This window comes from Stenotrophomonas nitritireducens, assembly GCF_001431425.1.
Taxonomy (GTDB): Bacteria; Pseudomonadota; Gammaproteobacteria; order Xanthomonadales; family Xanthomonadaceae; genus Stenotrophomonas; species Stenotrophomonas nitritireducens.
Genome location: NZ_LDJG01000019.1, coordinates 44,168 through 62,928 on the forward strand (window position 1 = coordinate 44,168; position 18,761 = coordinate 62,928).

The 18,761-nt window shown below is 68.4% G+C and carries 20 protein-coding genes; 13 read left to right on the top strand and 7 right to left on the bottom strand.

Going from position 1 to position 18,761, the window contains the following annotated elements:
• Positions 1 to 125: 125 nt before the first annotated feature.
• Positions 126 to 860, bottom strand: a complete 735-nt coding sequence (locus ABB22_RS13100) for a 16S rRNA (uracil(1498)-N(3))-methyltransferase (protein ID WP_055771218.1) — start codon at positions 858 to 860, stop codon at positions 126 to 128.
• A gap of 124 nt (positions 861 to 984) precedes the next feature.
• On the opposite strand from ABB22_RS13100, the gene nudE reads away from it, so the two are divergent.
• The 11 genes from nudE to ABB22_RS13155 all read left to right on the top strand — a co-directional run bounded on the left by nudE (position 985) and on the right by ABB22_RS13155 (position 8,559).
• Positions 985 to 1,533 carry an ADP compounds hydrolase NudE gene (gene nudE, locus ABB22_RS13105; RefSeq protein ID WP_055771215.1) on the top strand — a complete coding sequence of 183 codons (549 nt, stop codon included), beginning with the start codon at positions 985 to 987 and terminating at the stop codon, positions 1,531 to 1,533.
• Entirely contained in the window at positions 1,530 to 2,336 is an 807-nt protein-coding gene (gene cysQ / locus ABB22_RS13110; RefSeq protein ID WP_055771212.1) for a 3'(2'),5'-bisphosphate nucleotidase CysQ, read from the top strand. Before nudE ends, cysQ begins: the two co-directional genes overlap by 4 nt.
• A gap of 14 nt (positions 2,337 to 2,350) precedes the next feature.
• The gene (gene mazG / locus ABB22_RS13115) at positions 2,351 to 3,166 is read left to right on the top strand and encodes a nucleoside triphosphate pyrophosphohydrolase (RefSeq protein WP_055771899.1); all 816 of its coding nucleotides are present in this window, start codon (positions 2,351 to 2,353) and stop codon (positions 3,164 to 3,166) included.
• Complete coding sequence (locus ABB22_RS13120) at positions 3,163 to 3,495, top strand: YnfA family protein (RefSeq protein ID WP_055771209.1); 333 nt, start codon at positions 3,163 to 3,165, stop codon at positions 3,493 to 3,495. The genes mazG and ABB22_RS13120 overlap by 4 nt, the downstream gene beginning before the upstream one ends.
• 39 nt (positions 3,496 to 3,534) lie before the next feature.
• The gene (locus ABB22_RS13125; protein ID WP_055771896.1) at positions 3,535 to 3,837 is read left to right on the top strand and encodes an Mpo1-like protein; all 303 of its coding nucleotides are present in this window, start codon (positions 3,535 to 3,537) and stop codon (positions 3,835 to 3,837) included.
• A gap of 60 nt (positions 3,838 to 3,897) precedes the next feature.
• Positions 3,898 to 4,869 carry an SPFH domain-containing protein gene (locus ABB22_RS13130; protein WP_055771204.1) on the top strand — a complete coding sequence of 324 codons (972 nt, stop codon included), beginning with the start codon at positions 3,898 to 3,900 and terminating at the stop codon, positions 4,867 to 4,869.
• A gap of 3 nt (positions 4,870 to 4,872) precedes the next feature.
• Entirely contained in the window at positions 4,873 to 5,304 is a 432-nt protein-coding gene (locus tag ABB22_RS13135; RefSeq protein WP_055771200.1) for an NfeD family protein, read from the top strand.
• 290 nt (positions 5,305 to 5,594) lie between these two features.
• Complete coding sequence (gene gcvT, locus ABB22_RS13140; protein ID WP_055771198.1) at positions 5,595 to 6,701, top strand: glycine cleavage system aminomethyltransferase GcvT; 1,107 nt, start codon at positions 5,595 to 5,597, stop codon at positions 6,699 to 6,701.
• Positions 6,702 to 6,789: 88 nt separating this feature from the next.
• Complete coding sequence (gcvH, locus tag ABB22_RS13145; RefSeq protein ID WP_055771195.1) at positions 6,790 to 7,185, top strand: glycine cleavage system protein GcvH; 396 nt, start codon at positions 6,790 to 6,792, stop codon at positions 7,183 to 7,185.
• A 118-nt stretch (positions 7,186 to 7,303) separates the two neighbouring features.
• On the top strand, positions 7,304 to 7,627 hold the full coding sequence (locus ABB22_RS13150) for a hypothetical protein (protein WP_152984172.1): 324 nt from the start codon (positions 7,304 to 7,306) through the stop codon (positions 7,625 to 7,627).
• Between the two features lie 452 nt (positions 7,628 to 8,079).
• On the top strand, positions 8,080 to 8,559 hold the full coding sequence (locus ABB22_RS13155) for a hypothetical protein (protein WP_055771192.1): 480 nt from the start codon (positions 8,080 to 8,082) through the stop codon (positions 8,557 to 8,559).
• 423 nt (positions 8,560 to 8,982) lie between these two features.
• Here ABB22_RS13155 and ABB22_RS13160 read toward each other — a convergent pair whose 3' ends face one another.
• Both ABB22_RS13160 and ABB22_RS13165 read right to left on the bottom strand, forming a co-directional pair.
• Entirely contained in the window at positions 8,983 to 10,395 is a 1,413-nt protein-coding gene (locus ABB22_RS13160) for a serine hydrolase domain-containing protein (protein ID WP_055771189.1), read from the bottom strand.
• A 121-nt stretch (positions 10,396 to 10,516) separates the two neighbouring features.
• Positions 10,517 to 12,124 (bottom strand): GMC family oxidoreductase, encoded by a 1,608-nt coding sequence (locus tag ABB22_RS13165; RefSeq protein WP_057505266.1) that lies wholly within the window; start codon positions 12,122 to 12,124, stop codon positions 10,517 to 10,519.
• 112 nt (positions 12,125 to 12,236) lie between these two features.
• Between ABB22_RS13165 and ABB22_RS13170 the strand changes: the two genes are divergently transcribed.
• On the top strand, positions 12,237 to 13,538 hold the full coding sequence (locus ABB22_RS13170) for an NTP/NDP exchange transporter (RefSeq protein ID WP_055771108.1): 1,302 nt from the start codon (positions 12,237 to 12,239) through the stop codon (positions 13,536 to 13,538).
• Between the two features lie 30 nt (positions 13,539 to 13,568).
• On the opposite strand, the gene ABB22_RS18250 is transcribed toward ABB22_RS13170, so the two are convergent.
• From ABB22_RS18250 to ABB22_RS13185, 4 genes are all read right to left on the bottom strand, one after another.
• The gene (locus tag ABB22_RS18250; RefSeq protein WP_055771103.1) at positions 13,569 to 13,820 is read right to left on the bottom strand and encodes a hypothetical protein; all 252 of its coding nucleotides are present in this window, start codon (positions 13,818 to 13,820) and stop codon (positions 13,569 to 13,571) included.
• Positions 13,821 to 13,956: 136 nt separating this feature from the next.
• A complete protein-coding gene (locus ABB22_RS13175) occupies positions 13,957 to 14,433 on the bottom strand; it encodes a hotdog fold domain-containing protein (protein ID WP_055771101.1) in 477 nt (158 codons plus the stop codon).
• 67 nt (positions 14,434 to 14,500) lie between these two features.
• Complete coding sequence (locus tag ABB22_RS13180) at positions 14,501 to 16,972, bottom strand: acyl-CoA dehydrogenase (protein ID WP_055771098.1); 2,472 nt, start codon at positions 16,970 to 16,972, stop codon at positions 14,501 to 14,503.
• Positions 16,969 to 17,859 carry an alpha/beta fold hydrolase gene (locus ABB22_RS13185; RefSeq protein WP_055771095.1) on the bottom strand — a complete coding sequence of 297 codons (891 nt, stop codon included), beginning with the start codon at positions 17,857 to 17,859 and terminating at the stop codon, positions 16,969 to 16,971. Before ABB22_RS13185 ends, ABB22_RS13180 begins: the two co-directional genes overlap by 4 nt.
• Before the next feature lie 185 nt (positions 17,860 to 18,044).
• Here ABB22_RS13185 and ABB22_RS13190 point away from each other — a divergent pair, with 185 nt between their 5' ends.
• Positions 18,045 to 18,647, top strand: coding sequence for a TetR/AcrR family transcriptional regulator (locus ABB22_RS13190; protein ID WP_055771092.1), 603 nt, complete (start codon positions 18,045 to 18,047; stop codon positions 18,645 to 18,647).
• Positions 18,648 to 18,761: the final 114 nt, after the last annotated feature.

The window sequence follows — 18,761 nt, forward strand, 5'->3', positions numbered from 1 at the left end:
GCGCGGTGATGCCGCAGCGGCGCGTTGTCCCGCTCTACAAGAGGATGGAGCGCTGTGGCCCTGTAGCGCCGGGCAACGCCCGGCGGGGCTTGCACGTTAACGTCGCAGCGTAGCGTTGCGCCGCCCTACAGGTCGCCCAGGCGCGCCTGCAATGCGGCGATGGCGGCCAGCCCGGCGGTTTCGGTGCGCAGGATGCGCGGGCCCAGCTGCAGACCCTGGAAGCCGGCGTCGGCCAGTTGCTGGCGGTCGCGCGGCGACCAGCCGCCTTCCGGACCGATGGCGATCACCACACCGCCGGCTGGCGCGGGCGGCAGTGCGGACAGGCGGTGCTCGCCCTGCGGGTCCAGGGTCAGGCGCAGGCTGTGCGCGGGCAGCATCGCGGCCGCGGCGGCCAATACCTGCGGCGGCGACAGCGCAGGAATGCATGCGCGGCCCGACTGGCCGCAGGCCGAGCCGATCACGCTGCGCCAGTGCGCGATGCGCTTTTCCGCGCGCGCGGCGTCAAGCTTCACCTCGGTGCGTTCGGCGTTCACCGGCACGATGGCGGTCACGCCCAGTTCGGTGGCCTTCTGCAGGATCAGGTCCATTTTCTCGCCGCGGGCGATGCCCTGCAGCAGGGTGATGGCCAGCGGCGATTCGTTGTCCAGCGCCTGCGCGGCGTCGATGCGCACCTGCACCTCGCGTTTGCCCACCGCGACCAGCGTCGCGGTGTAATCGCTGCCATCGCCGTTGAACAGCACGCAGGCATCACCTTCGCGCAGGCGCATCACCCGCACCAGGTGATTGGCGGCTTCCTCCGGCAGCGGCAGGGTCTGCCCGATGCGCAGCGGCAGTTCGACAGGGCAGCGGGTCAGGCGCATGCGCGGCTTCCTCGAGGCGGGATCGACGTCGTGACGGCGGGGTCTGCTAGCATTTCGGGCTCATGGAAACGTATCTGCCAGTGCGCATTCTAGCGATCCGCCCTCCCTCCGCCCGGTGCCGGGCATGAGCCGGCGGCTTCCGGTCATCCACCGCGTGCGGGAAGAGGACATCGGTCCGTTCCACCAGGAACACCTGGACCTGGAGTTCTCCAACGGCGAGCGCCGCCATTTCCAGCGGCTGGTCAGCCGCGGACACGGCGCGGTGGTGGTGGTGCCGATGCTGGACGAGGAGACGGTGCTGCTGGTGCGCGAATACGCGGCCGGCCTGCACCGCTACGAGCTGGGACTGGTGAAAGGCCGCATCGATGACGGCGAGACGCCGGAGCAGGCAGCCGACCGCGAGCTCAAGGAGGAAGCCGGCTACGGTGCGCGCCGCATCGACGTGCTGCGCACCCTGACCCTGGCGCCGACCTACATGAGCCACCAGTCGTGGCTGGTGCTGGCGCGCGATCTCTACCCCGAACGCCTTGCCGGCGACGAACCCGAGGAGCTGGAAGTGGTGCCCTGGAAACTGGCCGACCTGGACGGTCTGATGCTGCGCGAGGATTTCTCCGAAGGCCGCTCGCTGGCCGCCCTGTTCATCGCCCGCGAATGGCTGGGGAAGACGCGATGAGCGCCCTGGACACGGCCGTTCGCGAAGCCGTCATCGCCATCGCCCAGCAGGCCGGTGCGGCGATCATGCAGGTCTATGCCGAAGGCTTCGACGTCGCGCACAAGGACGACCAGAGCCCGCTCACCAGCGCCGACCTGGCCGCGCACGAAGTGATCGTGCGCGGCCTGTCGCAGCTGACCCCGGACCTGCCGGTGCTGTCCGAGGAATCGGCGCAGCTGCCGTGGGAGACCCGGCGCCAATGGCAGGACTATTGGCTGGTCGATCCGCTCGACGGCACCCGCGAGTTCATCAAGCGCAATGGCGAATTCAGCGTCAACATCGCGCTGATCCGCGGCGGCGTGCCGGTGTTCGGCGTGGTGCAGGCGCCGGTGACCGGCATCGTCTGGCACGCCGCCCGTGGCGATGGCGCCTGGCGCCGCGAGGGCGGGCGCGAGGACGCGATCATCACCCGGCGGCCGCCGGCGCTGCCGCTGCGGGTGGCGGCCAGCCGTTCGCACCGCGATGCACGCACCGGTGAACTGCTCGCGCGCATGGGCGAGATCGAACTGGTCGCGCAGGGTTCCTCGCTGAAATTCTGCCGCATCGCCGAAGGCACGCTGGACGTGTACCCGCGCCTGGGCCCGACCAGCGAATGGGATACCGCCGCCGGGCAGTGCGTGCTGGAAGCGGCCGGTGGCGCGCTGCTGGCCGCCGACAGCGGCGAGCCGTTCCACTACAACCAGCGTCCACGCCTGCTCAATGGCGACTTCGTCGCGCTGGGCGATCCGGCGCTGCCGTGGCGCGACTGGGTGGCCGGGCTGTGAGCGGCACCGGCGGCATGGGCGAGCCGGGCGACATCGGCACCCTGCTGCGGATCATGGCGCGCCTGCGCGATCCGCAGGGCGGTTGCCCGTGGGACCTGGAGCAGGATTTCTCGACCATCGCGCCGTACACGATCGAGGAGGCCTACGAGGTCGCCGACGCGATCGACCGCAACGATCTGGCCGACCTGAAGGACGAACTCGGCGACCTGCTGCTGCAGGTGGTGTTCCATGCGCAGATGGCCAGCGAGCAGGGCGCGTTCGCCTTCGCCGACGTGGTCGCGGCGATCAGCGGCAAGATGCTGCGCCGGCATCCGCACGTTTTCGGCGATGCGCAGGCCGACGATGCGGGCGAGGTCGTCGCCAACTGGGAACAGATCAAGCAGCGCGAGCGCGCCGACGCGGGCGACACGGATGGCTCGGCGCTGGCCGGCATCGCCCGTGGGCTGCCCGAGTGGCAGCGCGCGTTGAAACTGCAGAAGCGCGCCGCGCGCACCGGCTTCGACTGGCCCGACGTCGCGCCGGTGCTGGACAAGCTGCGCGAGGAGGTCGACGAGGTGCAGGCCGAGTTCGAGACGGCCGCCTATCTGGAAAACCATGCGCGGCTGGAAGACGAGATCGGCGACCTGCTGTTCGTCTGCGCCAATCTGGCCCGCCATGCCAAGGTGGATCCCGGCAGCGCGCTGCGCCGGGCCAACCAGAAGTTCGAGCGCCGCTTCCGCGCCATGGAGGCCCTGGCCGCCGCGCGCGGCCAGGCGATGGCCGCGCTGGACCTGGACCAGCAGGAAGCGCTGTGGCGGGCGGTCAAACGCGACGAGAAGGGCGCGCCGTGACCAGGACGCTGGCGCTGTTCCTGCTGACCGCGCTGGCCGAGATCGTCGGCTGCTACCTGCCCTGGCTGTGGCTGCGCCAGAACGGTAGCGCCTGGCTGCTGCTGCCGGCGGCGGCCAGCCTGGCCCTGTTCGCCTGGCTGCTGACCCTGCACCCGACCGCCAGCGGCCGCGTCTATGCCGCCTACGGTGGCGTCTATGTCTGCGTCGCGCTGCTGTGGCTGTGGCGGGTGGACGGCGTGGCGCCGACCCGCTGGGACCTGCTCGGCGCCGGCCTGTGCCTGCTGGGCATGGGCGTGATCATGGCCGGCCCGCGCGGCGGTACGGTCTAGGGCGCTATGCTGCGCGCATCGCCCGTCGAGGGATGCGCCATGGCCCGTTTCGGCAGCTTCCGCGAGTTCTATCCGTTCTATCTGCGCGAACACCGCAACCGCACCTGCCGCCGGCTGCATGTGCTCGGCAGCAGCGCCGCCCTGCTGTGCCTGCTGGCCGCCTTGATGACCGGGCGCTGGCAGTGGGCGCTGGCGGCACTGTTCTGCGGCTACGGATTCGCCTGGGTAGGGCACTTCTTCTTCGAGAAGAACCGTCCGGCCACATTCAGCCATCCGTTGTATTCCTTCGCCGGCGACTGGGTGATGTTCGCCGAGGTACTGCGCGGCCGGCTGCCGTTCTAGCCGCGGTGGGCTGGCTATACTCGACCGGGAAAGACTACGGTTTTAACAAGGAGTGTACTGATGGGTAGCAGTGCCGCTTTTCTCGCGCTGGTGGTGCTCGTGGCCGGCGCCATCGTCCTGTTCAAGACGGTGCGCATGGTGCCGCAGGGCTATGAATGGACGGTGGAGCGCTTCGGCCGCTACACCCACACCATGTCGCCCGGCCTGCACTTCCTGATCCCGGTGGTCTACGGCGTCGGCCGCAAGGTCAACATGATGGAGCAGGTGCTGGACGTGCCCAGCCAGGATGTCATCACCAAGGACAACGCGGTGGTGCGCGTGGACGGGGTGGTGTTCTTCCAGGTGCTGGACGCGGCCAAGGCCGCCTACGAGGTCGCCAACCTGGAGGTGGCGATGATCGCGCTGGTGCAGACCAACATCCGCACCGTGATCGGCTCGATGGACCTGGACGAATCGCTGAGCCAGCGCGAGACCATCAACGCGCAGTTGCTGAGCGTGGTCGACCACGCGACCAATCCGTGGGGGATCAAGGTCAACCGCATCGAGATCCGCGACATCCAGCCGCCGCGCGACCTGGTCGATTCGATGGCGCGGCAGATGAAGGCCGAGCGCGAGAAGCGCGCGCAGATCCTCGAGGCCGAGGGCTCGCGCCAGTCGGAAATCCTGCGTGCCGAAGGCGAGAAGCAGGCCGCGGTGCTGGAAGCGGAGGGCCGCAAGGAAGCCGCGTTCCGCGACGCCGAGGCGCGCGAGCGCCTGGCCGAGGCCGAGGCCAAGGCGACGGCCATGGTGTCCGAGGCCATCGCCCAGGGCGACGTGCAGGCGATCAACTACTTCGTCGCGCAGAAGTACGTGGAAGCCTTCCGCGAACTTGCAAGCTCGCCGAACCAGAAACTGGTGCTGATGCCGATGGAAGCCAGCGGCGTGATCGGCTCCATCGCCGGCGTCGCCGAACTGGCCCGGGAGGCGTTCGCCAAGCAGGAAGAGCGCAGGGCAGCGCCGTCGCGCGGCAACCCGCCGCCACTGGGGCGCTGAGCCATGCGCTGGGAGGTGGTGGCCTGGGCGGCGCTGGCGGTGATCCTGTTCGCCGCCGAGGCGATGGCGCCGGGCGCGTTCATGCTGTGGATGGGCTTCGCCGCGAGCGCGGTGTTCCTGGTGGTATGGGCGTACGACGGGCTGGCCGTGCTGATGCAGGTGGTGCTGTTCGTGGCGCTCAGCTTCGTCTCGATCCAGATCTACCGCACCTGGTTCCGCAGGCGCGCGCGGCCCAGCGACCAGCCCTTGCTCAACCGCCGCGCCGAGCAGCTGATCGGGCGCGTGGTGGTGCTGGACCAGGCCATCGCCAACGGCGCCGGCCGGGCCAAGATCGACGATGCGTTCTGGGTGGTGGCCGGCCCGGACCTGCCTGCCGGCAGCCACGTGCGGGTAGTGGCGGTGGACGGGATGACGCTGAAAGTGCAGGAAGCCTGAAAGACCGCTCGCGGCCCCGCCGCGCTCGTCCTGCGCCCCGCCCGCCGCACCCGGCAGAGACGTGCGGCGGGCGAGCGGTTCCGTGCATGCGCGCAGTGCCGGTGCGGAAGCGGCCCCGGGGATGGGCGAGGATGCTTCGCCGCTCCTGTCCGCTGCGCTTGCCCGGCTCCATTGCGGGCGGCAGGCCATCGCGCTCGATCTTCTATGGCCCGCAGTGCAGGCGGCGCACCGCCATGGGCTTTGCCTGCGGCCATCTGGGATAATGGCGCCTTTCCTCGCATGGAACGGCCATGACCCTGAAAACCCTGCTCAACGAAACCCACCGCTCGCTCGGCGCCAAGATGGTCGACTTCGGCGGTTGGGACATGCCGATCCACTATGGTTCGCAGATCGACGAACACCACCTGGTGCGGCGCGCCGCCGGCATGTTTGATGTCAGCCACATGACCGTGGTCGACCTGAAGGGTGCGCGCACCCGCGAGTTCCTGCGCCAGCTGCTGGCCAACTCGATCGACAAGCTCAAGGTCACCGGCAAGGCACTGTACTCGTGCATGCTCAATGCCGAGGGCGGGGTCATCGACGACCTGATCGTCTACTTCCTGGGCGACGACTTCTTCCGCATGGTGGTCAACGCCTCCACCCGCGAGAAGGACCTGGCCTGGATCGGCCAGCATGCCGCTGCCTTCGGCGTGGAGATCGTCGAGCGCGAAGACCTGGCCATCGTCGCCGTGCAGGGTCCGCAGGCGCGCGCGCTGGTCGCCGGCCTGGTTGCCGAGGCCGACCGCGCGGCGCTGGACAAGCTCGGCCGCTTCGCCGCGCTGGAGGTCACTTCGGCCGACGGCGTGCCGCTGTTCGTCGCGCGCACCGGCTACACCGGCGAGGATGGTTATGAAGTGCTGCTGCCGCAGACGGCGGTGGTCGCGTTCTGGAACGCGCTGCTGGCCGCGGGCGTGAAGCCGGCCGGCCTCGGCGCGCGCGACACGCTGCGCCTGGAAGCGGGCATGAACCTCTACGGCCAGGACATGGACGAAACCGTCAGCCCGTTCGAAGCGGCGTTGGGCTGGACCGTCAGCCTGGACGAGGGCCGGGACTTCATCGGCCGCGGCGTGCTGGAGGCGCAGAAGGCCGCCGGCGACGCGCGGCAGATGATCGGCCTGGTGATGGACGAGAAGGGCGTGCTGCGCCACGGGCAGAAAGTGCTCACCGCCAACGGCGAGGGCGAGATCCTGTCCGGCACGTTCTCGCCGACGCTGGGCAAGGCCATCGCCTTTGCCCGCGTGCCGGCCGGCGCGCCCGGCGACGTGCGCGTGGACATCCGCGGCAAGGAGGTGCCGGTACGCATGGTGAAGTTCCCGTTCGTGCGCGACGGCCAGCCGCAGGCCGGCATCAACGCCTGATCGCCATCCCGGCCGCGCGGGGCATCGTCCCGCGCGGTCCGTTAAACTAAGCGTCCATCCCGTCCACCGTTTCTTCCGGAGCAGTTCCATGAGCGAGATCCCTGGCGACCTCAAATTCCTCAAATCCCACGAATGGGCCCGCGTCGAAGGCAATGGCCGCGCCACCGTCGGCATTTCCGACCACGCGCAGGGCCTGCTCGGCGACCTGGTCTACGTCGAACTGCCCGGCGTGGGCGACACGGTGCAGGCCGGCAACGCCGCCGCCGTGGTCGAGTCGGTCAAGGCCGCCTCTGACGTCTACAGCCCGATCTCGGGCACCGTGGTCGAAGTCAACGAAGCCCTGGCCGACAAGCCGGAGACCATCAACGAAGACGCCTACGGCGATGGCTGGCTGTTCGTCGTGGAGATGTCCGAGCCGGAGCAGGTGAACGAACTGCTCGGTCCGGACGACTACGCCGAGCTGCTGGAAAACGACGACCACTGACCGGGTCGCATCGGACGAACAGGACGGCCGCCCAGTGCGGCCGTTTCTTTTTCCGGCGTCCGGATCGTTCGCATCGTGTCGCCGCTCTGTCGCCATGGCGGTGTCCCCGGTATCGCCGATGGCGATCGTCGGCATGACGGCGCAGATCCATCGGTCGGTTCAAGGGTCGTCGTTGTCGAAGGACGCTGGCCGCGCATGGCGGTCGAGCGGGGCGGCGAAGCGGCACCGGGATGTCCTCGTCGCGATGAGCGGGAAGGCGGCAACGGCTCGCAAGGGCGCGAAGTGTTTGCGCAAAACGTTACTCGCGGTGCGCGAAAGTGCGATCGCGGCGGATGGAATGCAGGGTCCGGCGGCATTTTTTTTTCACGCGCCGGGAGCGGCGTGCCAACGTGCGCCGCGCGCGCGATGCGGCGTGGAGCGCGCGCGCGCCGCGAACGAATAGTGCTTTTTTTACGATGTTTTTCGCGTGCACCGCGAACGCATGCGCGGTACGCGCGGCATCATCCGAGGATGCGGACGCGGCGAAGACGGGTGTTGCCGGCGCCGTCGACGTGAAGCTTTCTGGAAAAAGTTGCGCGCGGGTAGTTGACAGTAAAAAAAAGCGTGATTAGGTTTCGCCCAGCAGACCTTTGCTGCGGAAGCGAGTGAGCCGGATCAACATTCAGATGCGAAGCACAACCTGGACGTCCGCCACGCGCACAGATGGTGGAGCAGGAGCCGCTTCCTTCCGCGAAGCACCCCCGAACAAGACATGGCACCCGTGGCGGGAAACGCTGCGGGTGTTTCTGTATCCGTCACGATGCGGTTGACGCATCGTCGGTCCTCCGCGATACACCGCGGATTTGCTTCAACTGGGCATTTCAATTCCATAGATCACTGACGAGGAGCCATCCAATGGCCACGAAGAAAGCTGCGAAGAAACCGGCCGCCAAGAAGGCGGTGAAGAAGGTCGCCAAGAAAGCTGCTGCCAAGAAGGCAGTGAAGAAGGTCGCGAAGAAGGCCACCGCGAAGAAGGCGGTGAAGAAGGTCGCCAAGAAGGCCACCGCGAAGAAGGCAGTGAAGAAGGTCGCCAAGAAGGCCACTGCCAAGAAGGCAGTGAAGAAGGCGGCGAAGAAGGTTGCCAAGAAGACCACCGCGAAGAAGGCGGTGAAGAAGGTCGCCAAGAAGGCCACCGCCAAGAAGGCGGTGAAGAAGGTCGCCAAGAAGGCCGTTGCCAAGAAGGCCACCGCGAAGAAGGCGGTGAAGAAGGTCGCGAAGAAGGCTGCTGCCAAGAAGCCGGCCGCCAAGAAGGTTGCTGCCAAGAAGAAGCCGGCTGCCCGCAAGAAGAAGGCGGCCCCGGTCGCGCTTCCGGCGACCCCGGCGCCGCTGATCTGATCCAGCGCTGAGCTGTACCTGGAACTCCTTCCCCGACTGCCCAGCGGGGAGGGAGTTTTTTTATGCGCGCCTGCCACCGCCGCTCCGACCAGCGCGGGCGGACGCTGGGCCGTTGACGGTGTGGCCGCTGGATGGAACGACGCGAGGCTCGCCGGGTCGGTGGGAAGGTGCGACTGCAGGACGCCGTGCGAGAGGTCCGGCGACGAAGGTCGCGGTGTCGGGATGCAGCGCCATCTTTTTGATCCACCCCCTCTGCGGCGGATGGAAGAGCACGGCCGGGATCACGCCGGCACGTGCGCGGGCATGCGTTCGATTGCACGGCGCCGCGCATGGAGCGCGGCGGGACGGCCGTTTCAGGGCGGAGTGGGCCGCATGAAAAAGGCGGCCGAAGCCGCCTTGCCGTAAGGAATGCCGCAGCCCGGGTCAGCGCGGGGAGGCGGTGGCGCGGCCGGAGGCAACGCCCTTCTTGCCGCGTGGCGCGCTGGCCGGCGCATCCTCGGCCATCAGGTTGTCGCTGCCGAAGTCGGTGTCCACATCCAGCCAACGCTGCGTGGGCAGGCCGATGGCGCGATCCAGGATCGTGGGCATCAGGCCGCTGGGTAGCGTGCTCTCGCCGTTCCACAACACGGCGATGCCGAGATCGCGCTCGGGCAGCAGGGCGACCAGGCCGCGGTAGCCCTGCACCGCGCCGGCATGGAACACCACGGTGTGGCCGGCGTAGTCGAACACGCGCCAGCCCAGCGCATAGCCGGCCGAATCCAGCCGCTCGCGGCGCCAGCCGGAACGCATCTCGCCGGGCGTGTTGACCAGCGGCGCGTGCAGCGTGGCCAGCAACGGCGCCGGCAGCACATCGGGACGGTGCCCGGTGTGGGCCAGCAGCCACTGCGCCATGTCGCTGGCGCTGGCATTGACGCCGGCGGCCGGGGCGACGCGGTAGTAGGTGGGCTTGGGTGACAGCGACACCCAGCCGTTGCGGCTGCGCACGTGCGGATGTGCCCAGCGCGGGCTGGCCTGGATGCCGGCCAGGCCGAGGCTGGCGTCGTTCATGCCCAGCGGCTTGAAGATGCGGCGTTCGACCGCCTGCTCGTAGAAGCTGCCGGAGGCGGCGTAGACCACGTCGCCGATCAGGCTGAAGGCGACGTTCTGGTACGCATAGCAGTCGCCCGGCTCGCACTTGAGCGGCGCGCTGGCGAGTTTGCGGGTCAGCGTGTAGTAGTCGGTGTTGGCTTCGATGTCGCGGTCGTAGGCGTTGTACGGCAGGCCGACGCGATGGCTCAGCACGTCGGCCACGGTGAGCCGGCTGGTCGCTTCGGGCGTGGCCAGCTGGAAGCCCGGCATGTAGTCGGTGACCTTGCTGTCCCAGCGCAGGGTGCCGTCGTTGACCAGCAGGCCGGCCATGGTGCCGGCGAACGCCTTGGACAGCGAGGCGAGGCGGAACACGGTATGCGCATCGACCGGCTGCGGGTTGCCGATGTCGGTGACGCCGAAGCCGCGTGCGGACAGGATGCGGCCGTTCTGCACGATCGCCATGGCGATGCCGGGCACGCGGTTGCCGTAGGTGAGCTGCTCGGCCATCGATTCGATGGCGGCGACATTGAAGCCGTCGGGCAGGGCCTGCACCTGGTCCGGGCGCAGCGCCGCCCGGTAGGGCATCGGCTGCGTCGGCGACTGCATCGGCGCGTTTTCCAGGTTCACCGGCAACTGCGGCGCCGATTCCGGCAGCGGCTGCGGGGTGGATGGGGTCTGGGCGGTGGACGACAGTGCGAAGGGCATCAACACACCGAGCAATCCCGATGCCACCGGACGGAAATGCCGGCGTCTGCTGTTGTCTTTCATCGTGATCGATGCCTGCTAGCTAAGGCTGTCGGCGATTCTAGCGCCGCTCTTTGCGATTGCACAAACGGCGAGAAAATGAATGGGCATCGCTTTGATATTCCTGGTTTTTCCGTCGGGACTCTCATCGTGGCCGCGGCGGAGCGTCCTGGCCGAGGATCAGCGCGGCCGCGCGCTCGGCCAGCATGATCGTGGGCGCGTTGGTGTTGCCGCTGACCAGCGTGGGCATCGCCGAGGCATCGATCACGCGCAGGCCTTCGACGCCGCGCAGCCGCAGTTGCGGGTCCAGCACCGCCGCATCGTCGCTGCCCATGCGGCAGGTCCCGGCCGGGTGGTAGATGGTCTCGGCCTTGGCGCGGACGAACGCTTCCAGTCCGGCGTCGTCCAGGTCTTCGCGCCCGGGGAAGATCGGTGCGCGCCGCCAGCGGTCGAAGGCCGGCTGGCGCAGGAGATCGCGGCTCAGGCGCGCCGCTTCGACCATCATCTTCAGGTCGAAGCCTTCGCTGTCGCCCAGGTAGTTGGCGTGGATGCCTGGCGGCATCGCAGGATCGGGGCCGGCCAGGGCGATGCGGCCGCGGCTGCGTGGATGCAGGTAGCAGGCATGCAGGGTGTAGCCGTCGCCGGGCAGGCGACGGCGGCCATGGTCGTCGAGCATCGCCGGCACGAAATGGAACTGGATGTCGGCGCGCTCGTCGGGCGCGAAGCGCGAGCGTGCGAAGCCGCCGGCCTCGGCGACATTGCTGCAGCCGGCACCGCGCCGGCCGCGCAGGAACCAGTCCAGGCCGATCTTCAATTCGCTGGCGCGGTCGTAGCTGACGCCGGGCACGGTGCGGTACAGCGTGCAGATGTCCAGGTGGTCCTGCAGGTTGGCGCCGACCTGGGGCTGGTCGAGCTGCACCGTGATCCCGTGCGCGCGCAGCGCGTCGGCCGGGCCTATGCCGGAGAGCATCAGCAGTTGCGGCGAATTGATCGCGCCGGCGCTGAGCAGTACCTCGCGCCGCGCATGCACGCGCTGTTGCTGTCCGCCGCGGCGCAGGACGATGCCATGCGCGCGGCCGGCGTCGATCAGGATGCGTTCGACCAGCGCGCCGGTCAGCACCTGCAGGTTGCGGCGTTGCCGTACCGGCGCCAGGTAGGCCGTGGCCGACGAACAGCGCGCGCCATCCCTCTGCGTGACCTGGTAGAGGCCGACGCCAAGCTGCTGGTCGCCGTTGAAATCGTGATTGTGCGCATGCCCGGCCTGCACGCCGGCTTCGATGAAGGCGTGGCTGAGCGGGTTGACGTGACGCAGGTCGGAAACGTGCAGCGGGCCGGCATCGCCGTGCAGCGCATCGCCGCCACGGCCGTTGCACTCGCTGTGGAGGAACCAGGGCAGGACGCCTGTCCAGTCCCAGCCGGTGGCGCCGGCAGCGGCCCAGCGGTCGTAGTCGCCGGGCACGCCGCGCACATAGCACATGGCGTTGATCGAACTGGAGCCGCCCAGCACCTTGCCGCGCGGCCACCAGAGCCGCCGGCCCTGCAGCTGGGGTTCCGGGGCGGTGTCGTAGCTCCAGTTCAAGCGGCGGTTGTTGACCAGCCGCGCCAGCCCTGCGGGCATGTGGATGAACGGGTGGCGGTCGCGCGGGCCGGCTTCGACCAGCAGCACCTGCAGCTGCGGATCGGCGCTGAGCCGGTTGGCCAGCACGCAGCCGGCCGAGCCGGCGCCGACGATGATGTAATCGAACTCCCGCATCGCGCTCCCCCGTGGACGTGCGGCCAGCATAGCCGGCGCAGGCATGGCCGCACTGGCGATGTTGCAGTGCATCGGATACCTTGCGCGCTTCGTTGCGACGGATAACAGGCCGATGCGGTCCGGTCAGGACAGGGTACATACGGGGGAGGGGCTGGCGGTCGCGCTGTCCTTCGCCTATTTCTTCTGCGTGCTGGCCGCGTACTACGTGATCCGCCCCTTGCGCGAGCAGTTGGCGGCGGCCGTGGGCTCGACCCAGCTGCCCTGGTTCTACGGCGCGACCTTCGTCGGCACCCTGCTGCTGTCGCCCTTGTTCGGCGCGCTGGTCACCCGCTGGCCGCGACGGGTGGTCATGCCGGTGGTCTATGTGTTCTTCATCGCCTGCCTGGTCGGCTTCGTGCCGTTGTTCGCATGGCCGGATCTTCTGGCGCCGAAGACGCTGGGCGTGATGTTCTTCGTCTGGGTCAGCGTGTTCAACCTGTTCGTGGTGTCGGTGTTCTGGAGCTTCATGTCCGACATATGGGACAGCGAGCAGTCGCGGCGCCTGTTCCCGGTCATCGCGGTGGCCGGCACGGTGGGCGCGATCACCGGCCCGGTGCTGACCCGTTCGCTGGTCGGCGTGATCGGCGTGGCGCCACTGCTGCTGGTATCGGCGGCGCTGCTGTGCCTGGCGCTGGGCTGCGTGGTCGCGCTCGGGCGCTGGGCGCGGCAGCATGGCGCACGCCGGAATGAGCCCGGCAACGAAGCGGCGGTCGGTGGTGGCATGTTCGACGGCCTGAAGCAGGTGTTCGCCGACCCGTTCATCCGCAACATGTCGATCCTGCTGTTGCTGGCCGACGGCATCGGCACCGTGAACTACGCACTGGTGACCGACTATTCCGGCGCCACGTTCGCCGACGCGGTGGCGCGCACGCGCTTCGCCGCCAACATCGACCTGGCCGGCAACGCGCTGACCGCGATCACCCAGCTCACCCTGACCCGCTGGCTGCTGCCGAGGAAGGGACCGGGCATCGTCATCATGATCTGGGCGCTGGTCAGCGTCTGTGCGCTGGCGCTGGTGCTGTTCGCCCGCGATCCGCATGCGCCCCTGCTTCTGGGCATGCCGGCCGTGGCGATCGCGCTGATCGTCAGCCGCGGCCTGGCCTATGGCATGGCCGAACCGGCGCGGCACAGCCTGTACACGCGCGTGCCGCGCAACGTGCGCTACAAGGGCCAGAACGCGGTGGATACCGCGGTGTGGCGGTTCGGCGACATGTCCATCGCGTTGGGCATGAACTGGCTGCGCCTGCTCGGCATGGGGGCAGCTGGTTTCGCCGGCGTCAGCGCGACCGCGGCGGTGGTCGCCGCCGGCATCGGCTGGCGCCTGTCGCGCCGTCCCGAAGGCGTGTCGGCGCAGGAGGCGCGACCTTCGGCCTGATGCTGGAGCCTGGCGGGCGTCGAGGGATGCTCACCAGACCAGCCACAGCGGCACTGCTTGCAGCGCCGCGCCCAGTACGAACGGTGCGCTCAACCAGTGCACGCGCCAGTCGTCGATGCGCAGGAGCGCGAGTTGCGCCTTGCCGCGTCCCCGCCGGAACAGCGCCATGAATCCACGCAGAGCCCGCCCCAGCGGCGTAGCGGGTAGTTCCCCGCTGGAAGTCAGCGACATCGCGCCCATGTCCGGGAACACATAGACCCGGCACCGATTGAGGACCGGCATGACCGCGCGGTTGGCCGGGCTGTCATGGGCGAGGTCGCGCTTCCCGTCGAACAGTTTCCAGAAGGTCAGGGGAATGCCGCGAAGCCCAGCCTGTGCACGCCGCCCGGGCGTACCCGCAGTCCGGCGGAGCCATGGCTCATCCGTTCCCGCGGCGCGGCGACACCCACATCGCGATGCGGGCGACGAATACTTCGGTGCCCGTGGCATCGTGGATGCCGACCCGCACCGGCAGCTCGTAACCTGCCGTGGCACTGGCGATAGGGAGCTCCGGTACCGCCACCGCCTTCAGGGTGCCGCGCGCCTTGGCCTGGTAGCGCACCTCCATGCCCTTGGGAATCCAGCGCATGTCGGCCGGCAGCGAAGCATCGACCATCAGCCCGGCGGTGAGCTCGGCCAGGTTGCACAGCGCGATCGCATGCACCGTGCCGATGTGGTTGCGTACCTTGCGGCGGTCGGCCAGCGTGCCTTCGCAGCGGCCGGCCTCGAGCAGGGTGATGCGCGGGGAGATGCTCGCGAAATAGGGCGCCTTGAAACACACCGCGCGCGTGAACAGCCAGCGGCCGCAGGGCCAGCGCGACAGGCGCCGGTAGAGCGAGAGCAATGGGGTGGTCATGGTTTCCTCCCGAAAGGAAACGGCGGGCATGCGCCCGCCGTTTCCGCTTGCCGATGGCTGTCTGGACTCAGGCGACCTGCGAGGGCTGCCGGCCTTCGCGGTCGTAGTACGAGGCCGCGCGCAGCTCGTGCGGTTCGAAGTCGTCCACGGTGATCGTGTCCAGGGTGATCGCGCGGAGTTCTTCCAGCAGGGTGCGCTCGTCCTGGGTGATGACGCCTTCGGCCACCGCCTCGTCCAGCTGCGCGGAGAAGGTGAGCGCCTCGATGCCCTTGGTCTTGAGCGCCTTGAGGAACTTGCGCTCCACCGGCTCGGCCATGACCGCTTTGGCCAGATAGCTGGCGATGCGGCCGCCCGGATTGTTCTCGCACGGGGTCAGGAACACACCCTGCGCGAGGCGGTCGCGTGCCTCGTTGGGCGACATCAGGGTGGCGGCGACGCGGCGGCTCAGGCGGTCGCCCGGGGCCTCGGCGCGGCGGCCGAACGGGAAGATCAATGCCCACATCAGCCAGCCGATTGGACGGATCGGGAAATTGCGCAGCGCCGCCGACAGCGACTCCTCGATGCGGTGCACGCTGTCATGGAACGCCCAGGCCAGCAGCGGCTGGTCGGCGCTCGGCGCGCCCTCGTCGTGGTAGCGCTTGAGCATGGCGCTGGTCATGTAGACGTGGCTGAGCACGTCGCCGAGACGGCCGGACAGCGATTCCTTGAACTTGAGTTTGCCGCCCAGGGTCATCATCGAAATGTCGGCCATCAGCGCCAGGTTGGCCGAGTAGCGGTCGAGCTTGCGGAAGTAGCGGCGGGTGTAGGCGTCGCCCGGCGCGGCGCCGAAGCGCGCGCCGGTCAGGCCGAACCACAGCGAACGCACGGCATTGGAGATGCCGAAGCGCACATGGCCGAACAGCGCCTGGTCGAACTCGCGCAGGCCGGCCTTGCGGTCCTCGTCCTGCGCGGCCTTCATTTCCTTCAGCACCCACGGATGGCACAGGATCGCGCCCTGGCCGAAGATCAGCAGCGAGCGGGTCATGATGTTGGCGCCTTCCACCGTGATGGCGATCGGTGCGGCCTGCCAGCTGCGGCCGGCGAAGTTGCGCGGCCCGAGGATGATGCCCTTGCCGCCGATCACGTCCATCACGTCGGAAATGACTTCGCGGCTCATGTTGGTGCAGTGGTACTTGGCAATCGCCGACGGCACCGACGGCACGTCGCCACGGTCAACCGCAGCCGCGGTGGCCTGTGACAGCGCGCTGATCTTGTAAGCCTTGCCGCCAATGCGGGCCAGTGCTTCTTCCACACCCTCGAAGCGGCCGACCGACAGGCCGAACTGCTTGCGGATGCGCGCATAGGCACCGGTCACCACCGCACCGGCCTTGGCACCGCCCGAGGCGGTGGAGGGCAGGGTGATGGAGCGGCCAACGGCCAAGCACTCGTTGAGCATGTTCCAGCCCAGGCCGCGCTTCTCGGCGCCGCCGATCAGCTGGCTCAGCGGGATGAACACATCCTTGCCGCGGATCGGGCCGTTCTGGAAGGTGGAGTTCAGCGGGAAGTGGCGGCGGCCGATTTCCACGCCGTCGGTGTCACGCGGCAGCAGGGCCAGGGTGATGCCGATGTCCTTGGTGTCGCCGAGCAGCCCGTCCGGGTCGTACATGCGGAAGGCCATGCCGATCAGGGTCGCGACCGGCGCCAGGGTGATGTAGCGCTTGTCGAAGGTCAGCTTCAGGCCCAGCACTTCCTCGCCCTTCCACATGCCCTTGCAGACGATGCCGAAGTCGGGAATGGAGGTGGCGTCGGAGCCGGCGAACGGGCCGGTCAGGCCGAAGCAGGGCACTTCGATGCCTTCGGCCAGGCGCGGCAGGTAGTAGTCCTTCTGCTCCTGCGTGCCGTAGTGGTTGAGCAGTTCACCCGGGCCCAGCGAGTTGGGCACGCCAACGGTGGAGCTGACCACGCTGGAGATGGAGGCCAGCTTCTGGATCACCTTGTGGTGCGCCAGCGCCGAGAAACCCAGGCCGCCGTACTGCTTGGGGATGATCATGCCGAAGAACTTGTTCTTCTTGATGAAAGCCCACAGTTCCGGTGGCAGGTCGGCATGGACGTGGGTGATTTCCCAGTCGTTGACCATGCGGCACAGTTCTTCGACCGGGCCATCGAGGAAGGCCTGTTCTTCGGCGGTGAGCTGCGGCTTGGGATAGTCCAGCAGCTTCTGCCAGTCCGGGTCGCCGGTGAACAGTTCGCCCTCGAAGCCGACCGAGCCGGTTTCCAGCGCGATGCGCTCGGTCTTGGACAACGGCGGCAGCACCTTGCGGAACACGCCCATGAACGGCGAGGTGATCAGCGGCTTGCGCAGGAACGGCAGCAGCACCAGCGCGCTGACCAGCGCCAGGATCGCCGCAGCGACGATGACCGCGGTCTGGTGGACGCCGGCGAACCAGCAGATGCCCAGCAGCACGGCGCCGATCACCGTCCAGGTGAGCAGCCGCATGCGGTGGTAGGCGACGAAGGCAGCTGCCAGCAGCAGGGCCAGGAAGGGAACGACAATACTCATGGACTTGCTCCGGTAACGTGCTCGGTACGGACGGACGCTGCGGCGGAAGCCGGGGGAAGTGCGTCCAGATAGTTCAACACGGCGGCGGTAAACGCGTCGTTGTCATCGCCTGCCACCATATGCGTGGCGTCGGGCAGATGCACGTGCTTGGCATGCGGTACCAGTGCCAGGAATTCGGCCACGGTCTCCGGGGTGACCAGGTCGCTGCGGCCGCCGCTGACCAGCAGCACCGGGCATTGGACGCGGCGCGCGGCCTCGGCGATGGCGTCCTGGTGCTGTTCGCTGTCGCGCGCCAGCTCTTCCACCAGCCGCGGATCCCAGTGCCAGTTCCAGCGGCCCGCGGCGGTGGGGCGCAGCAGCGCGCGCAGCGCGTCCTCGCTCTTGCGCGGGCGGTGCGGCATGTAGGTGGCGATGCTGTCGGCGGCCGCTGCCAGCGAGGCGAAGCCTTCCGGATGCGCGCTCATGAAGGCCAGGATGCGTTCGACGCCACGGGTCTCCCAGCGCGGGGTGATGTCCACCAGCACCATCGCCGAGAACAGTCCCGGCCAGCGGGCCTCGGCCATCAGGCCGAACAGGCCCCCCATCGATGCGGCGACCAATACCGGCGGGCGCGGCAGCTCGCCGGCGACGACGATCAGGTCGTCGGTGAACTGTTCGCCGTGATACGGCAGGTCGGCCGGATTCCAGTCCGAGCCGCCATGGCCGCGCGCATCGAAGGCCAGCGTGGCATGGCCGGCGGCATGGAGCGCTTCGGCAGCGGCCGTCCACGCGCCGCGGGTCTGTCCGAAGCCATGCGCGAACAGGATCGGCGGCCTGCTTCCGGTGGTTTTCGAGGCGGCCAGTCCGATGCCATGGGCACCTTCCAGGCGGATGTCTTGCGCGTGCATGCGAGGTCACAGAGATGGAACCGTACCTGATGGTATGGATTCGTGGCCATGCCTGTCAATACTGGGTGGTATGGATGGAAAATGCCTTGTCCGCCATGGCTTTGGCGAGCATCCATGGGCTGTCGCGCGGGGTATTGGCGCGGCGCATACTGCAACCAGTCCCCGGCGTATGGTTAAATCAGCGGATGAACGAATCTTCAGCTTCCCCGGCGGAAACCCGCAGTACACGCAACAGCCGCCTCAGTGCGGACGACTGGGCCCAGGCGGCCCTGGACCTGATCGCGGAGCAGGGGGTCGGGGCCGTCGCGGTGGAGCCGCTGGCCCGCCGCCTCGGCGTCACCAAGGGCAGCTTCTACTGGCACTTTCCGTCCCGCGACGCCCTGTTGCAGGCCGCGCTGGAGCGCTGGGAGCTGGTCGAGCAGCAGCAGGTGTTCGGAAGCCTGGAAGAGGTTCCGGATCCGCGCACCCGCCTGCGCGCGCTGTTCCAGCTCGTCGCGCACGAAGTGACGCCGCATGTCATCTACAGCGAACTGCTCAAGGCGCTGGACAACCCGCTGGTGCGCCCGGTGATCGACCGCGTCTCGCAGCGTCGCCTGGACTACCTGATGGCCTCGTTCCGCCAGGCCGGGCTGAGTTCCACCGACGCCCGCCACCGCGCGCGCCTGGCCTATGCCGCGTATGTCGGCTTCCTGCAGCTATCCCTGCAACTACAGCAGCCGAAGCAGGCGCGCGAGGAGTTCGAATCCTACGTCGAGCATGTGATCGAGACCTTGATTCCGAACGGGTGAGCGCAGGAAGATCGATCCGTGCAAAGCCGCGCATGCCGCGGCTTTTTTATGCGCTTCGTCCAGCGGTCCATATCCCGCGCAAAAGACAACGGCCCCTTTCGGGGCCGTTGTTCC

Excerpts from the sequence above, each read along its gene's own strand:
- ABB22_RS13100 (WP_055771218.1), bottom strand. The coding sequence starts at position 860 with ATGCGCCTGACCCGCTGCCCTGTCGAACTGCCGCTGCGCATCGGGCAG.
- nudE (WP_055771215.1), top strand. The coding sequence starts at position 985 with ATGAGCCGGCGGCTTCCGGTCATCCACCGCGTGCGGGAAGAGGACATC.
- cysQ (WP_055771212.1), top strand. The coding sequence starts at position 1,530 with ATGAGCGCCCTGGACACGGCCGTTCGCGAAGCCGTCATCGCCATCGCC.
- mazG (WP_055771899.1), top strand. The coding sequence starts at position 2,351 with ATGGGCGAGCCGGGCGACATCGGCACCCTGCTGCGGATCATGGCGCGC.
- ABB22_RS13125 (WP_055771896.1), top strand. The coding sequence starts at position 3,535 with ATGGCCCGTTTCGGCAGCTTCCGCGAGTTCTATCCGTTCTATCTGCGC.
- ABB22_RS13130 (WP_055771204.1), top strand. The coding sequence starts at position 3,898 with ATGGGTAGCAGTGCCGCTTTTCTCGCGCTGGTGGTGCTCGTGGCCGGC.
- ABB22_RS13135 (WP_055771200.1), top strand. The coding sequence starts at position 4,873 with ATGCGCTGGGAGGTGGTGGCCTGGGCGGCGCTGGCGGTGATCCTGTTC.
- gcvT (WP_055771198.1), top strand. The coding sequence starts at position 5,595 with ATGACCCTGAAAACCCTGCTCAACGAAACCCACCGCTCGCTCGGCGCC.
- gcvH (WP_055771195.1), top strand. The coding sequence starts at position 6,790 with ATGAGCGAGATCCCTGGCGACCTCAAATTCCTCAAATCCCACGAATGG.
- ABB22_RS13150 (WP_152984172.1), top strand. The coding sequence starts at position 7,304 with ATGGCGATCGTCGGCATGACGGCGCAGATCCATCGGTCGGTTCAAGGG.
- ABB22_RS13155 (WP_055771192.1), top strand. The coding sequence starts at position 8,080 with ATGGCCACGAAGAAAGCTGCGAAGAAACCGGCCGCCAAGAAGGCGGTG.
- ABB22_RS13160 (WP_055771189.1), bottom strand. The coding sequence starts at position 10,395 with ATGAAAGACAACAGCAGACGCCGGCATTTCCGTCCGGTGGCATCGGGA.
- ABB22_RS13165 (WP_057505266.1), bottom strand. The coding sequence starts at position 12,124 with ATGCGGGAGTTCGATTACATCATCGTCGGCGCCGGCTCGGCCGGCTGC.
- ABB22_RS13170 (WP_055771108.1), top strand. The coding sequence starts at position 12,237 with ATGCGGTCCGGTCAGGACAGGGTACATACGGGGGAGGGGCTGGCGGTC.
- ABB22_RS18250 (WP_055771103.1), bottom strand. The coding sequence starts at position 13,820 with ATGCCGGTCCTCAATCGGTGCCGGGTCTATGTGTTCCCGGACATGGGC.
- ABB22_RS13175 (WP_055771101.1), bottom strand. The coding sequence starts at position 14,433 with ATGACCACCCCATTGCTCTCGCTCTACCGGCGCCTGTCGCGCTGGCCC.
- ABB22_RS13180 (WP_055771098.1), bottom strand. The coding sequence starts at position 16,972 with ATGAGTATTGTCGTTCCCTTCCTGGCCCTGCTGCTGGCAGCTGCCTTC.
- ABB22_RS13185 (WP_055771095.1), bottom strand. The coding sequence starts at position 17,859 with ATGCACGCGCAAGACATCCGCCTGGAAGGTGCCCATGGCATCGGACTG.
- ABB22_RS13190 (WP_055771092.1), top strand. The coding sequence starts at position 18,045 with ATGAACGAATCTTCAGCTTCCCCGGCGGAAACCCGCAGTACACGCAAC.